Origin of the sequence: Pantoea sp. AS142 (genome assembly GCF_037152305.1) — a bacterium.
Classification (GTDB): Bacteria; Pseudomonadota; Gammaproteobacteria; order Enterobacterales; family Enterobacteriaceae; genus Pantoea.
This window is the reverse complement of the sequence record NZ_JBBCMO010000011.1, coordinates 96,031-109,681: the sequence shown is the minus strand read 5'-3', so window position 1 is coordinate 109,681 and position 13,651 is coordinate 96,031. Positions and strand designations below refer to the sequence as shown.

The window sequence follows — 13,651 nt, the reverse complement described above, 5'->3', positions numbered from 1 at the left end:
GGCATTGAAATTATCTTTTCGTCATACCGATACCAGTCTTAATAAAAATTAACATAATTAAAGGAAATGCCAACAAATGCAAAATTTACATCCCCAAAATACAATAAATGAACAGATTCAGAATATTAATGACCTGAATTTGTCCTATCTTTTACTGGCCCAGCAATTGATAAACCAGGGAGATAAGGACGCGGCAAGCTTTCGACTCGGTCTGCCAGAACCCTTGATTAATGTCCTGAAAGATCTCTCGATTTCGCAGCTAGTCAAATTAGCTTCAACCAATCAGGTTATTTGCCAGCTTCGGATCAACAGTGAGGCCGTCATCAACTTCCTGACAAAGGATTCCCGTATTGATGCGCTTCAGCATATTCATACCGGCATCATTCTTTCGACCGATATTCTGCACTCTCTCTCTGGCCAAAACCTCGCGAAATGATGATAACCCTATGAATGAAAAAAGCATTTTAGATGAAATTTATGAGACGCAATTTGCGATGGAGCTTATCTCTTCTGGCGCGCGTATGCAGGTACTGGAGAGCGAGACCTCGCTCAGCCGCAGAAAACTATTACGCCTCTATAAAGAAATAAAAGGCTGTTCGCCGGCGAAAGGAATGTTGCCTTTTTCACCTGACTGGTTTATGTCATGGGAACAAAATATTCATTCCTCGTTATTTTACAATATCTATCTTTATCTGCATAAAACAGAAAAAAAGCGTCCTATTGAGTCATTGTTGAAGGCATATAGATTATACAGCGAACAGTGTCCGTGTGAGCCGGGTGAAAAACCGGTACTGGAATTTACCCGCGCCTGGACACTATTGCGCTTTACTGATTGCGATATGCTTGAGCAGATTACCTGCTCGGTCTGTGGCGGAAGGTTTATTTCTGCGCCGCGTTATATCAATACGCTTTTTACCTGTAGCCTGTGCCATCCGCCTTCACGCGCGAGCAAAAAGAATTGCGCTAAGGCACACCTATCTCATTGACGCAGATAATACTCCGGCCGGAAACAGTGCGTTTTCTTTTCCGGCCCGTCGCTAACTGTTAAAAAGCTGTCATTAATTTCAGCTACTTCCTCAATATTGCTTATCGTCCATCAGGTAAAATAAAAAGATGATTCCATAACAAACCCCTCCGGACATTTATTATGAGCACGCCTTCGGTATCATTTGATCGTATCGAACAACTTTTTCAGGCAAGTGATGTTAAAGTTTTGTCTCTTGACTGTTTCGATACCCTTTTCTGGCGTAACGTTTCCCGTCCTTTTGAGATCTTTACCCAACTCCAGCATGGGCTCTGTCCGGTTGCCAGACCCCGGGCTGAAGCCGATGCCAGAAAGAAAAAGCATATCGCAACGGGTCTGGAGGAAGTCAGCCTGGCGGAAATTTATGCGGAGCTGGCGGGCCAGTTTGATACTGAACAACAGCAGCACATGATTGAACATGAACTGAAACTGGAGATTGAAAACGGTTTTCTTTTTCTGCCCGCGCTGGCACTGCTGCGCCAGGCGAAAATGCGCGGTATCCGCACCATCGTGGTCAGCGATACCTATTTTACTGCCAGACAGCTGGAACGCCTGTTAGCGTCGCACTGCGATGAAATCCCGACCCTGATTGACCATATCTACTGTTCGTCAGAATACGGACGCGGCAAAACAGGTGCACTCTGGCCCGAAATCATTCAGCTCGAGCAGGTGGATCCACAGGATATTTTTCATGCGGGTGATAACCTGCAGGCTGATTACCTGAAGCCGGCAAAAGTGGGCATCACCGCCGTTCACTTTAAACAGAATGAAGCGATGATTACCAACGTACTGGAACAGCGCACCGTGGCGGCTAAGCTGCTGTTTCCTGCCTGTGGGGCAGCCGCACCGGTTCCTTCGCTTTTTCATGCCTGTTACTCCATCGCGTTACGTGATGAAATCAGCACTGAGCAATTAACCGGCTGGACCGTACTGGGTCCGATTCTCTACGCGTTTGCACGCTTCCTTAAACAGCAACGCGACCTTACGCCAGGCATCCGGCTGGGCTTTTTAATGCGTGATGGATACATGCTACGCGAGGCGTATCATGCGCTCTATCCTGAGGAAACATCCGCCTCACTCAGCATTTCACGTTTTACCGCCATAAAGAGTTCATTTCACTCGCGTGAAAGTATTGTCGACTATCTGGGAAAAACGCTACGGGCGGCCGAGAGAGTCACGCCATCGGGGTTCGCCATGATTGCCCGACATCTGATGCTGAGCGAAGTGCGGAAAAAAAAGATTGCGTCTCAGCTAAAAAAGCATAATGACTCCACAGAGCAACTCTATAAGTTACTTCTGGCCCGCGAGGTGGTGCAGGAAACCCTTTCCCGCTCAGCGGCCTGTCGGCGGCGCCTGATCGCCCATCTGCAAAATACTCTGCATCTGCAGCCAGGTGAAACCTTAATGCTGGTCGATCTTGGCTATGCGGGTACGGCACAAAACCTGCTGGCACCACTGCTGGAAAAAGCGCTGAATATTCATGTACGCGGCTGTTATCTGATTGCCGCCTGGACACCTGGCTGGCATCACAACCGCACCGCGCTGGTTAATCCTGACAACGCTGATTTCCGGTTTATTCGTACTCTGACCCGATTTATTGCCTCTTTTGAAATGCTCTGCTCTTCACATGGTTTTTCGGTGGTGGATTACAGTGAGAATGGCGAGCCGATTGGCGAAAGCGAGAGCCCTTCCGCAAACATGTTATCGTCAATAGCAGCGATTCAGCGTGAAGCAATACGATGCGTCAGGCTGGCGGATGAACAGGCAATTCCAGACTCAGCGGCGCTGTGGGACTCTGCGGCCATCGATTTGGTTCGCTATACCTACTTCCCACTGGCGGTTGAAACGGAGCTGCTGCAACGCCTGACTTTCGACGTTAATATGGGTACTGATGCGACTCAAAAAATGGTCGATGTCCAGAAAGCGATTAGCTACATGCGCCGCTATGGTGTTGCGCGTCTGGCCCAGGATGAGAACAGTGAGACGCGTACCAATACGCCTTCTGAACTGCGCAATTGCGGTATGGAATATTCCCTGTCATTGATGACCGCTTCCCGCTATGCGCTTTCCTGGTCCTTATCTCACGGCTCGCAGCGCCAGCAAGAACTGGAGGTGTTATTTATACGTGGCGAGCAGCCTCCCATGATTAATAAACTGTTTGCCACCAGCACTTTTGACGGTTTTTTCTCAATCTATATCCCGCTGGTCACCCCTGAAGTGGTCATTGCTATCGGAAAATCACTGAGTGACTTCGAAGTCTATAGCGCCAGCATGACGTCACAGCAAGCATTGTATAAAAGCACCGAACAGCAGCAGTCATGCCTGCTAGAAAAAGATAAAGACTACTTTATTGATGGCGCAACGCAGATCAATAATCTGGCAGTGAACATGCAGGATGAAGGCTTCATCTATTTCAAACTACCCGAGCCGAAAATGAAGTCGGTGTTACATTTCATTTATCGCCCGCTAAAAGAAAAAAACGCTGACGACTCAAAGTATAAATAACTCGATTAACACACTTTTATTTTAAGCAGGGTTGAAGACCCTTATTCATATTAATGAATCTGGATGCTCAGCGATTAATAGAAACGTCTATTCCGGGTTAAATATCGGTTAGTCAACATGCTATTTCGCGCAGATTTTTAATTGTAAACGTAATGATGAAGGATTACATCTATGAGCTTGCTCATTCATTCCATGGGTGAATTTGAATCTATTATTTTACCTGCCCTTGATATTTTTCGGCCTGCAAGAATGGTCGAAATTGGTTCCGAACATGGTGGTCTGACAACCCTGGTAAACCAGTGGGCTTGCGATCATGGTGCGCATCTGACCAGTGTAGATCCGGCACCCTCAGATGCATTCAAACGCTGGGCCCAATCAGCTCAGTCATTTACCCATATAGCCAGACCCAGCCTGGAGGCATTTGAAGCGCTAAATAATACCGACGTGTGGTTTATAGACGGCGATCACAACTGGTATACGGTTTATCACGAATTGCAGAATATCCATGTACAATGTCAGCGTGACAACAAACCCTTATTGGCCTTTATACACGATGTGGGCTGGCCCAGTGGTCGCAGAGACTCCTATTATCAGCCAGATCGGATTCCGGAAAAATATCGTCAGCCATTTAGTTATGAAGGCGGCGTAATACCTGGCGTCTCCGGCATGGTACAGGACGGTTTTAATGGCATGGGTCAGTTTGCGTATGCGTGTCATGAAGGCGGGGAGCGCAATGGCGTGCTGACAGCAGTCGAGGATTTCTATTTGTCGTTCGGTGACGAATTCATCCTCGCACTGATTCCCGCTGTGTTTGGCTTAGGCGTACTATTCAGTCAGAAAGCATCATGGGCTGCAGAACTGGCTGAGCATTTGGTTCCTTACCATCAAAACGACCTACTACAGCGCCTGGAAATGAACCGCCTGAGGAACTATTTAAAAGTCATCGAAATGCAGAATGAAGCCGCGGCTAAACGGTAAAGCTGTTAGCCGCAGCATTTAAACTCAAGCGACCAATCTGGTCACAGACGCAGGAATGACGAGTGGCCGGTATCGGCACACTGTCTTTTTCCAGGCAGACAGCAGATAAAATAAAGAGTGGATTTAACAGCACCGGCAGGAGGAATTAACCCTGTTGCGGCCGAACATCGCAAGAACGTTTACAGGATCAAAAACTGTCATACAAGAGGTCTGCTACCAGAAAAAGAGACAGGATTGTGCAGTCAAAAAAAGGGCTCCTCAATTGCAGCGGTGATAATAGACCCTGAGCCGAAAGTTTATTGAACGAGTAACACACTGACCTATCACGTTTATCGCCAGGATGTGTCAGTGTTTGTTTTGGAAGAAGTCGACGCTGACTGCTCAGTCGCGTTCTTTGCATAGAGCGCGTCGTGCACAGTCATTCAATCGCTGACCTTATATCGCTCATAAACGCAAAAACCCCGCCGAAGCGGGGTTTTTGATAAAAAGTCGAAGCTGACCGTTAAGCCGGGTTCTGTCGTGGACAGTCATTCATCTAGGCCAGCAATCGCTCACTGGCTCAAGCAGCCTACCCGGGTTCAGTACGGGCCGTACCTTGTGAACCCCTATTTGGCCTTGCTCCGGGTGGAGTTTACCGTGCCACGAACTGTTGCCAGTCGCGCGGTGCGCTCTTACCGCACCCTTTCACCCTTACCTGATCCCATTTCTGGGCCATCGGCGGTTTGCTCTCTGTTGCACTGGTCGTAGGCTTGCGCCTCCCAGGCGTTACCTGGCACCCTGCCCTATGGAGCCCGGACTTTCCTCCCCTCTGCCCGTCTCCCCACAAGTGAGGACGACGACAAAGCGGCGACTGTCTGGTCAGCTTCGGCGCGGGATAATAGGACATTCGCCAGCGTTTGTCACGCCTCTTGCTGCGCCAGCGCATACTTATAAAGCGCATTTTTCTTCACGCTGTGGATCTCAGCGGTCAACGCAGCCGCGCGTTTCAACGGCAGCTCTTTTTGCAGCAGCGCCAGCGTACGTAGCGCATCGGCCGGTAACGCGTCTTCATCATCGGTCTCGTAACCTTCGACAATCAGCACCATCTCGCCTTTGCGACGATTCTCATCGTCTTTAACCCACGCCAGCAGCTCGCCGACCGGTGCACCGTAGATCGACTCCCAGGTTTTAGTCAGCTCGCGCGCCAGCACCACGTAGCGTTCGGCACCCAGCTCACTCACCATATCCTGCAGACTGTCGATCAGACGGTGGGTCGACTCATAGAAAATCAGCGTGCGTGGCTCCTGCACCAGCGCCCGCAGAGCATCGCAACGGCCTTTGGTTTTGGCGGGCAGAAACCCTTCGTAACAGAAACGATCGGATGGCAGTCCTGCAGCACTCAATGCAGCAATGGCGGCACAGGCACCCGGCAGCGGCACCACACGGATGCCCGCTTCACGGCAGCGACGCACCAGATGGTAACCCGGATCGTTAATTAGCGGCGTGCCAGCATCAGAAACTAAGGCTATGCTTTGCCCCTCTTGCAGCTTCGTCAGCAGCAGTTCAGCCTTGTGCTGCTCGTTGTGGTCATGAAGTGAGAAGAGTCGCGCATTGATGGCGAAATGTTGTAGCAACAGCCCGGTATGACGTGTATCTTCCGCAGCGACCAGATCGACGCTCGAAAGCACCGTCAGCGCCCGCTGGGTGATATCACCCAAATTACCAATCGGGGTTGGAACGATGTAGAGCGTGCTGGCAGAAATCTCTGCCCGATCGAGTTGTTTCATTGTTTCATCCGAATTGCCGATTTAATATTGAGCATCTTGAAAAAAACATCACTGGATACAGTATGCTTCCTTCAAAAGTCGTTCGTCATAAAGCAGGACGCTTTCTGCCTGTCATTCTTGCTGGGCTGATTTTAGCCGCATGTAGCGGTCAGGGGCCGCAAACCTCAACCGTCAATATTCAGGGGCCAGTCACCGCCAGCTCCGCTTACTATCTGCAGCAAGCGCAGCAAAGCAGCGATGATAGCAAGACCGACTGGCAATTACTTGCAATCCGCGCCCTGTTGAAGGAAGGAAAGTATCCTGAGGCGACCCAGCAACTGAGCCAGTTGCCACAGCAACTCTCTGAGACGCAGCAACAGGAATCCCTACTGCTGAAAGCGCAATTGCTGATTGCACAGCAGAAAGCCAAAGATGCTGAACCGCTGTTAGCTGCAGTGAAAACCGGCTCACTGTCACAGGATCAGCTGGCACGTTATTACAGCCTGCAGATTGCCAGCGATCAGGGTCGTCCTTCACTCTCGCTGCTACGAACCTATATTGCCCAGGAGCCGCTCCTGAAAGGCACCGATCATCAGGGCAATATTGACGCCACCTGGCAGACTCTGACGCAGATGTCGCCGCAGGACGTCAGCAACCTGGTCATCAATGCCGACGAAAATGTGCTGCAGGGCTGGCTGGATCTGCTGGCGGTGTGGCGGGCGAATGCGCAGGATGCTGAGATGCTCAAGTCAGGCATTAAAGACTGGCAGACCCGCTATCCGCAAAACCCGGCGGCCAAAACGCTGCCGACGCAGCTGAGCCAGATGCAGAACTATACCAAAGCCTCAACCAGCATCATTGCACTGCTGCTGCCGCTGAATGGTCAGGCGCAGGTGTTCGCCAATGCGATTCAGAAAGGCTTTAATGACGCGAAGAATGGCGTATCCACGCCCGTCGCACAGCCTGCGGCTGCCCAGCCCGCCTCTGCAGATGCGACAGCCGGCACGCAACCTGCAGCCGCCGCTGGCTCGTCTACCGATCCGATCAGTGCGCCGCAACAACAGCCTGCCGAAGCCACGCCCCAGCCCCAGGCGCAGCCTGCTGCAGCCCAACCGACCAGCAACGCACAGATTAAGGTCTATGACACCAGTAGCCAGCCGATTGAGCAGGTGATGCAGCAGGCACAGCAAGATGGAGCCACTATCGTGGTCGGCCCCTTGCTGAAGAACAATGTTGAGGAAGTTGCCAACAGCCAGACGCCGCTAAATGTCCTGGCGCTCAACGAGCCGGAAAAGATCCAGAACCATCCGAATATCTGCTACTTTGCGCTTTCTCCTGAAGACGAAGCGCGCGATGCCGCGCACCATATATGGGAACAGGGTAAACGCCAGCCGCTGCTGCTGGTCCCGCGCAGCGGACTGGGCGACCGCGTTATCAATGCCTTTGCTCAGGAGTGGCAGACGCTGGGTGGTAGCACCGTGATGCAGCAGCGCTTTGGCTCGACCTCTGAGCTGAAACAAGGCATCAACAGCGGCGCGGGCATCAGCTTATCGGGTACACCGGTGAACGCTGCACCAGCTGAGCCACAGGGCGTTTCGATTGCGGGCCTGACTATTCCGGCACCACAGCAGAGCACGCCAGACGTGGTCAGCCCCAGCAGCGGCGGCGGCGTTGATGCGGTCTACATCGTCTCAACGCAGGATGAACTGCAGCTGATCAAACCGATGATCACCATGCGCACGGGCAGTCGCAGCAACCTCTCGCTCTACGCCAGCTCCCGCAGCGCGCAAGCCGGTGCCGGGCCAGACTTCCGTCTGGAAATGGATGGCCTGCAGTTCAGCGATATTCCGCTGCTCTCCGGCAGCAATCCTGGCCTGATGCAACAGACGTCGAAGTCATTTAATAACGACTATTCGCTGGTGCGTCTCTATGCCATGGGAATGGATGCCTGGACGCTGGCGAACCACTTTAACCAGATGCGTCAGTCACCTGGCTTTACCCTGGATGGCAATACCGGCAAGCTCAGCGCCGATGCGGATTGTGTGATCAACAGGAAGTTGACATGGAACCAGTATCGTCGGGGCGAAATCGCACCGGCCAACTAAATCGCCGTCAGATTGGTGCCGGGCATGAAGAAGATGCACGGCGCTATCTGGAACAGGCTGGCCTGAAATGGGTCGCCAGTAATGTTCACTTTCGTCATGGTGAACTTGACCTGATTATGCGTGACGGGCACTGTTGGGTGTTTGTTGAAGTCCGCTACCGACGCAATGCGCGATACGGTGGCGCGCTCGCCAGTGTAACCCGGAATAAACAACACAAGCTGCTGCGCGCTGCCGCTCTCTGGCTGGCGCAACGCGGCGGCAGTTTTGAAACAGTGAATTGCCGTTTCGACATCATCGCCATTACCGGCACGGCGCTCGAGTGGCTGCCGAATGCCTTTAATGCAGACGTTTAGAACCAGGTGGTCGTGTGCAGGAAAGAATCAAAGCGTGTTTTACCGAAAGTATTCAAACTCAGATTGCCGCAGCCGAGGCGTTGCCCGATGCCATCTCCCGTGCGGCCATGACGCTGGTGCAGTCGTTACTGAACGGCAATAAAATCCTGAGCTGTGGCAACGGTGCCTCATCCGCCAATGCGCAGCACTTCGCCGCCAGCATGATCAACCGTTTCGAGACCGAGCGCCCCAGCTTACCGGCGCTGGCGTTGAGCGCCGACAACGTGATGCTGACTGCGATTGGTAATGACCGTTTGCATGATGAAATCTATGCCAAGCAGGTGCGCGCACTGGGACACGCAGGCGATGTGTTACTGGCTATCTCAACCCGTGGCAATACCCGCGACATCGTTAAGGCGGTAGAAGCGGCGGTAACACGCGATATGACTATCGTTGCGCTTACCGGGTATGATGGCGGAGAGCTCGCCGGACTGCTGGGGCCGCAGGATGTGGAAATCCGTATTCCGTCGCACCGCAGCGCCCGTATTCAGGAGATGCATATGCTTACCGTTAATTGCTTATGCGATCTGATCGATAACACTCTCTTTCCCCATCAGGAATGACCGAAGGAGTACGAATGAAAGCATTGAATGCTATAGCTATTCTGTTAACCGCCATGCTGCTGCAGGGCTGCGTCGCGGTTGTGGCCGGTGGCGCAGCGGTTGCCACCAAAACGGCCACCGATCCCCGTTCGGTCGGTACGCAGGTTGATGACGGCACGCTGGAGCTACGCGTGACTAACGCGCTGGCCAAAGATCAGCAGATTAAAACCGATGCCCGTATTATTGCCACTGCCTATCAGGGCAAAGTGTTGCTGACCGGTCAGGCACCTTCGCAGGAGATCGCCAATCGTGCCAAACAGATCACCATGGGCGTCGATGGCGCAACCGAGGTCTATAACGAGATCCGTATCGGCCAGAAAGTGACGCTGGGTACCACGTCGTCAGACACCTGGATCACCACCAAAATCCGCTCGCAGCTGCTCGGCAGCGATCAGGTTAAATCATCCAACGTGAAGGTGACGACGGAGAATGGCGAAGTGTTCCTTCTGGGTCTGGTCACCTCACAGGAAGCGCAGGCCGCGGCTGATGTCGCCAGCCGCGTCAGTGGTGTAAAGCACGTCACCACCGCCTTTACCATGCTGAAATAACAGGCAACACGCAAAAAAGGCGGCCATGGCCGCCTTTTTTATTGCCGGATCTTCAGACCGGAATATCGATAATCAGCGCACGGGTCGCGGTTTTCGCCGTGAGCTGCAACAGCTGCTCTTCCTGCAAAAACGCGCCATCGCCACAGCCCAGTTTCTCATTATTATCCGTACCGGACATCGCCTCCAGCGAACCGTGAATCGACTGCAGATAGGCTCGCGGGCCCTTTAATCGCAGCGAGTGCCGTTCGCCGGGTGCCAGCTCGACCTGGTGAATCCACACCTGCTGACGCAGTTGCAGACTGTTGTCAACGCCATCCGGCGAGGCGATCAGCTGGGACAACCGGCCATCCGTCAGAGCAATTTTCTGCATCCGCGGATTTTCGCGCTCCGGACAGGCGGCCAGCCACAGCTGCATGCGAGTCAGCGGACGATCTTTACTCAGGTTAATTTCGGTGTAACTCACACCCAGCTGAGCAGAAAGCAGCAGCACTTCCCCTTCCCGCACGCTGATCTTATTACCTTCGCTGTCGCGGTATTCCGCTTCACCCTGCAGCACAATATTCAGCACATCGACCTGAGGATAGGTACGCGGCTGAAAAGCGGCACCCGCTGCCAGCACTTCCTGGTTCAGTACGCGTAGCGACGCGTAGCCCATCAGCCTGGGATCAAAATAGTGGCCAAAAGAGAAACTGTAGCGGGCTTGCAACCAGCCGAAATCGGCCTGACCACATGCGGACGCACTGCGTGTCGTTATCATTATTTACCTCCAGTATCCGGTGACGAGGATCGGCCACGGACATGATTCCCCCATGGTAAAAGTCTGGACGCCGGATTGTTAGCCAGTTAATCTGCCGGGCATGTTCAAATTTCCTGACAGAGAACCGGGATGGCTAAAGAGCGTGCGTTGACCCTTGAATCATTACGCGTTATGGATGCGATTGATCGACGTGGCAGTTTTGCAGCAGCGGCGGATGAACTGGGCCGCGTTCCTTCTGCGCTCAGCTACACCATGCAAAAGCTGGAAGAGGAGCTGGATGTGGTGCTGTTTGACCGCTCCGGTCACCGCACCAAATTTACCAACGTGGGACGCATGCTGCTGGAGCGGGGTCGTGTGCTGCTGGAAGCGGCCGATAAGCTCACCACCGACGCTGAAGCGCTGGCGCGTGGCTGGGAAACCCATCTGACCATCGTCACCGAAGCCCTGGTGCCTGTTGATGCACTCTTTCCGCTGGTGACTCGGCTGGCCGACAAGGCCAATACGCAATTTTCGCTGGTGACAGAAGTACTGGCGGGCGCATGGGAACGGCTGGAACAGGGCCGGGCCGATATCGTGATTGCTCCCGATATGCACTTCCGCGCCTCAACCGAAATTAACACCCGCAAGCTCTACACCATGATGAGCGTCTACGTCGCCAGTGCTGACCATCCGATTCATAACGAGCCTGAACCCCAGTCTGAAGTGACGCGGGTGAAATACCGAGGCATTGCGGTAGCGGATACCGCGCGTGAGCGGCCCGTGCTGACCGTGCAGTTGCTGGATAAACAGCAGCGCCTGACCGTGAGCAGCATCGACGATAAGCGCCGTGCGCTGCTGGCTGGCCTGGGCGTAGCGACCATGCCCTATTCATTAGTGGAGCAGGATATCGCTGAAGGCCGCCTGCGAGTGGTGAGTCCGGAATATACCCGCGAGGTCGATATTATTATGGCATGGCGGCGTGACAGCATGGGCGAAGCCAAATCCTGGTGTCTGCGCGAGATCCCACGCTTGCTGGCGAAGAAAAACTAAAGCCCTGAAACCTGGGTTCAGGGCGAGACTATGATCGGCTCAGGCAATCCATCGCGACCGCTCTGAAGCGGGTGAAATCGGTGCTGTCCCGCAGGCGGGTCATCGCCCTTTCACGCAGGAAAGTCACAAACAGATCGTATATCGCCATTGCCTCTTCATATTCGCTTTTGCTGATCGCCAGCAGGAAAATCACATAGGCGGTATCGTCTCCCCAGGCAATGCCGCGCGGCGCCAGCACGGTGTAAACCACGGTTTTCTTTGCCAGCAGCCCTAGCGAGTGTGGCAGCGCAATGCCTTCGCCGAGCATGGTGCTGACAATCGCTTCGCGCTCTTCTACCGACGGATAGAACGCCGCATCCACGAATCCCTCTGACGCCAGTTGATCGCATAGCTGGCGGAACAGCTCAGACTGGGTCATCGGCCTGTCGACGATATGAAAGTGCTGGGCATCAAAAAATTTCGCCAGCATATAGGGCCGGGTACGGTCGACCAGCACCAACTTTCCAATCTGCTCCAGCTGAAAACCGGTGGGGAATGGCGACATCACGACCACCGGTTTCTCTTTTTCGCTGAGCCGGATGGTTGAGATAACAAAATCTTCGTCGATACGGCTGCGCGCCTCATATTCACGCTGTGACAGGCGAGCCGTGACCTGCAACTGCGGATATTTGCGCAGCAGCATCGCCTCAATCATTCGCAGCGTAGAGTTCCCGCTGTCGCAGACCAGCAGCACCTGCGGATGACGCTGGTAGCCCACGTCATAGTGGCGCTCCAGCCCGACACCGATATGCAGCACCAGAAAGCCAATCTCATTCTCGGAGATAACATAAGGGGTATATTTCCCCCAGCTGGTCACCGCCGCTAAGGTGACATCATAGGCCATAGGATAGTGCTGTTTAATGTTGCTGAGCAGCGGATTGGGAATATGAATCTGATAACGCACCCGGGTAATCATGGTTTTGATGTGGGTGAGCAGGTCGGCACGCAGTTGCTGATCGTTTTGCAGATTGAAGTTGTAGTAGGTATTGATAAAGCTGAGCAGGTAATCCACCAGCGCATCGGCGTCATCAGCATTGATGGCGCTGGGGGCGATCGCCTGAATGCGCCGCGCTGCGATGTTGACGCGCAGCCAGTTCTCTTCTGCCGGTGAAATCGGTTTGCTGACCAGCGGGCGCATCAGATTAATCAGCTGATATGCCGCTTCACGCACCTCATCACCAATCTCCTCGGCACCCGGATCGCTAAGCGGATAGCCTTCGCTGATGCGCCGCACCGCCACGGCGCAGTAAAGCCGCAAATAGCGTTCGCCCTCATCGCTGAGGCGAATGTTATGCTGAGCAAAACAGCTTTGCAGCAGCGGACGCAGCGTCTCCAGCATGCCGCTGTTCAGCGCTTCGATCGTCAGTAGCGGACTCTCTGGCTGCGCCTGATCGATTTGCCACAACAGGTCGGTCAGGCAGGTACGAATCGCCACTTCGCTGCCAAACAGCTTCATGCCGTAGTGTGGCTTGCTCTCAATGGTAAGGTGATAGCGTCCCAGCCATTCGCGCACCTCAGCCATATCATTCTGCAGGGTGGCGCGGCTGACAAACCACTCTTCCGCCAGATCTTCAAGTTTCAGCGAATAGGCCGCGGTGAGAAAGCGGGTCAGCAGGTAGCGAACCCGGTCTGGCGAGGTCCGCGGCACCCGCAGCGGCGACGCGGTATGCTGTTGCAGATGCTGAAAGCGCTGCGCGTCCTCAATCTTCAGCTGATAGCCCGCGCCACGATTCAGGATAAACTTCGCGCCATGTTCTGACAGCAGCGCATTCAGCGCCGTGATATCGGTACGCACGGTGCGTGTCGAGACGGCAAAACGTCGCGCCAGCTCATCCTGAGGCAGCGTTTCGTTTTGCAAGGCATCGAACAGTTGCGCAAGGCGCTGATTGGGAAATCTCACAAGCGTTACCTGTTTGCAGACAAAAAT

General features: G+C 53.6%; 12 protein-coding genes and 1 other RNA gene. 9 read left to right on the top strand and 4 right to left on the bottom strand.

All coding sequences use genetic code 11. From position 1 onward, the window contains the following. The first annotated feature begins 76 nt into the window (after window positions 1-76). The 4 genes from flhD to WFO64_RS18665 all read left to right on the top strand — a co-directional run bounded on the left by flhD (window position 77) and on the right by WFO64_RS18665 (window position 4,507). Complete coding sequence (flhD, locus tag WFO64_RS18680) at window positions 77-436, top strand: flagellar transcriptional regulator FlhD (RefSeq protein WP_337013533.1); 360 nt, start codon at window positions 77-79, stop codon at window positions 434-436. Window positions 437-446: 10 nt separating this feature from the next. Continuing rightward, window positions 447-986, top strand: a complete 540-nt coding sequence (flhC, locus tag WFO64_RS18675) for a flagellar transcriptional regulator FlhC (protein WP_337013532.1) — start codon at window positions 447-449, stop codon at window positions 984-986. A gap of 161 nt (window positions 987-1,147) precedes the next feature. Next, a complete protein-coding gene (locus WFO64_RS18670; RefSeq protein ID WP_337013531.1) occupies window positions 1,148-3,529 on the top strand; it encodes an HAD family hydrolase in 2,382 nt (793 codons plus the stop codon). Between the two features lie 171 nt (window positions 3,530-3,700). Beyond that, the gene (locus tag WFO64_RS18665) at window positions 3,701-4,507 is read left to right on the top strand and encodes a class I SAM-dependent methyltransferase (protein ID WP_337013530.1); all 807 of its coding nucleotides are present in this window, start codon (window positions 3,701-3,703) and stop codon (window positions 4,505-4,507) included. Between the two features lie 487 nt (window positions 4,508-4,994). Here WFO64_RS18665 and rnpB read toward each other — a convergent pair. Both rnpB and rsmI read right to left on the bottom strand, forming a co-directional pair. Continuing rightward, window positions 4,995-5,373, bottom strand: an RNA gene (gene rnpB, locus WFO64_RS18660) — RNase P RNA component class A. A gap of 33 nt (window positions 5,374-5,406) precedes the next feature. Next, the gene (gene rsmI, locus WFO64_RS18655) at window positions 5,407-6,273 is read right to left on the bottom strand and encodes a 16S rRNA (cytidine(1402)-2'-O)-methyltransferase (protein WP_337013529.1); all 867 of its coding nucleotides are present in this window, start codon (window positions 6,271-6,273) and stop codon (window positions 5,407-5,409) included. A gap of 62 nt (window positions 6,274-6,335) precedes the next feature. Here rsmI and WFO64_RS18650 point away from each other — a divergent pair, with 62 nt between their 5' ends. From WFO64_RS18650 to dolP, 4 genes are read left to right on the top strand one after another with little or no spacing between them, the layout of a single operon-like run. Continuing rightward, window positions 6,336-8,357 carry a penicillin-binding protein activator gene (locus WFO64_RS18650; protein WP_337013528.1) on the top strand — a complete coding sequence of 674 codons (2,022 nt, stop codon included), beginning with the start codon at window positions 6,336-6,338 and terminating at the stop codon, window positions 8,355-8,357. Then, complete coding sequence (locus WFO64_RS18645) at window positions 8,315-8,710, top strand: YraN family protein (protein WP_337013527.1); 396 nt, start codon at window positions 8,315-8,317, stop codon at window positions 8,708-8,710. Before WFO64_RS18650 ends, WFO64_RS18645 begins: the two co-directional genes overlap by 43 nt. Window positions 8,711-8,724: 14 nt before the next feature. Further along, window positions 8,725-9,312, top strand: a complete 588-nt coding sequence (gene diaA, locus WFO64_RS18640) for a DnaA initiator-associating protein DiaA (RefSeq protein WP_003855538.1) — start codon at window positions 8,725-8,727, stop codon at window positions 9,310-9,312. A gap of 14 nt (window positions 9,313-9,326) precedes the next feature. Then, window positions 9,327-9,899, top strand: coding sequence for a division/outer membrane stress-associated lipid-binding lipoprotein (gene dolP / locus WFO64_RS18635; protein ID WP_337013526.1), 573 nt, complete (start codon window positions 9,327-9,329; stop codon window positions 9,897-9,899). A gap of 52 nt (window positions 9,900-9,951) precedes the next feature. Here dolP and WFO64_RS18630 read toward each other — a convergent pair whose 3' ends face one another. Continuing rightward, a complete protein-coding gene (locus WFO64_RS18630; protein WP_337013525.1) occupies window positions 9,952-10,656 on the bottom strand; it encodes a pirin family protein in 705 nt (234 codons plus the stop codon). 129 nt (window positions 10,657-10,785) lie between these two features. On the opposite strand from WFO64_RS18630, the gene WFO64_RS18625 reads away from it, so the two are divergent. Continuing rightward, on the top strand, window positions 10,786-11,685 hold the full coding sequence (locus WFO64_RS18625) for a LysR family transcriptional regulator (protein ID WP_337013524.1): 900 nt from the start codon (window positions 10,786-10,788) through the stop codon (window positions 11,683-11,685). A gap of 28 nt (window positions 11,686-11,713) precedes the next feature. Here WFO64_RS18625 and WFO64_RS18620 read toward each other — a convergent pair whose 3' ends face one another. Next, complete coding sequence (locus WFO64_RS18620; protein WP_337013523.1) at window positions 11,714-13,624, bottom strand: BglG family transcription antiterminator; 1,911 nt, start codon at window positions 13,622-13,624, stop codon at window positions 11,714-11,716. Between the last annotated feature and the right edge of the window lie 27 nt (window positions 13,625-13,651).

Excerpts from the sequence above, each read along its gene's own strand:
- WFO64_RS18625 (WP_337013524.1), top strand. The coding sequence starts at position 10,786 with ATGGCTAAAGAGCGTGCGTTGACCCTTGAATCATTACGCGTTATGGAT.
- dolP (WP_337013526.1), top strand. The coding sequence starts at position 9,327 with ATGAAAGCATTGAATGCTATAGCTATTCTGTTAACCGCCATGCTGCTG.
- WFO64_RS18665 (WP_337013530.1), top strand. The coding sequence starts at position 3,701 with ATGAGCTTGCTCATTCATTCCATGGGTGAATTTGAATCTATTATTTTA.
- WFO64_RS18670 (WP_337013531.1), top strand. The coding sequence starts at position 1,148 with ATGAGCACGCCTTCGGTATCATTTGATCGTATCGAACAACTTTTTCAG.
- WFO64_RS18645 (WP_337013527.1), top strand. The coding sequence starts at position 8,315 with ATGGAACCAGTATCGTCGGGGCGAAATCGCACCGGCCAACTAAATCGC.
- flhD (WP_337013533.1), top strand. The coding sequence starts at position 77 with ATGCAAAATTTACATCCCCAAAATACAATAAATGAACAGATTCAGAAT.
- WFO64_RS18650 (WP_337013528.1), top strand. The coding sequence starts at position 6,336 with ATGCTTCCTTCAAAAGTCGTTCGTCATAAAGCAGGACGCTTTCTGCCT.
- flhC (WP_337013532.1), top strand. The coding sequence starts at position 447 with ATGAATGAAAAAAGCATTTTAGATGAAATTTATGAGACGCAATTTGCG.
- WFO64_RS18630 (WP_337013525.1), bottom strand. The coding sequence starts at position 10,656 with ATGATAACGACACGCAGTGCGTCCGCATGTGGTCAGGCCGATTTCGGC.
- rsmI (WP_337013529.1), bottom strand. The coding sequence starts at position 6,273 with ATGAAACAACTCGATCGGGCAGAGATTTCTGCCAGCACGCTCTACATC.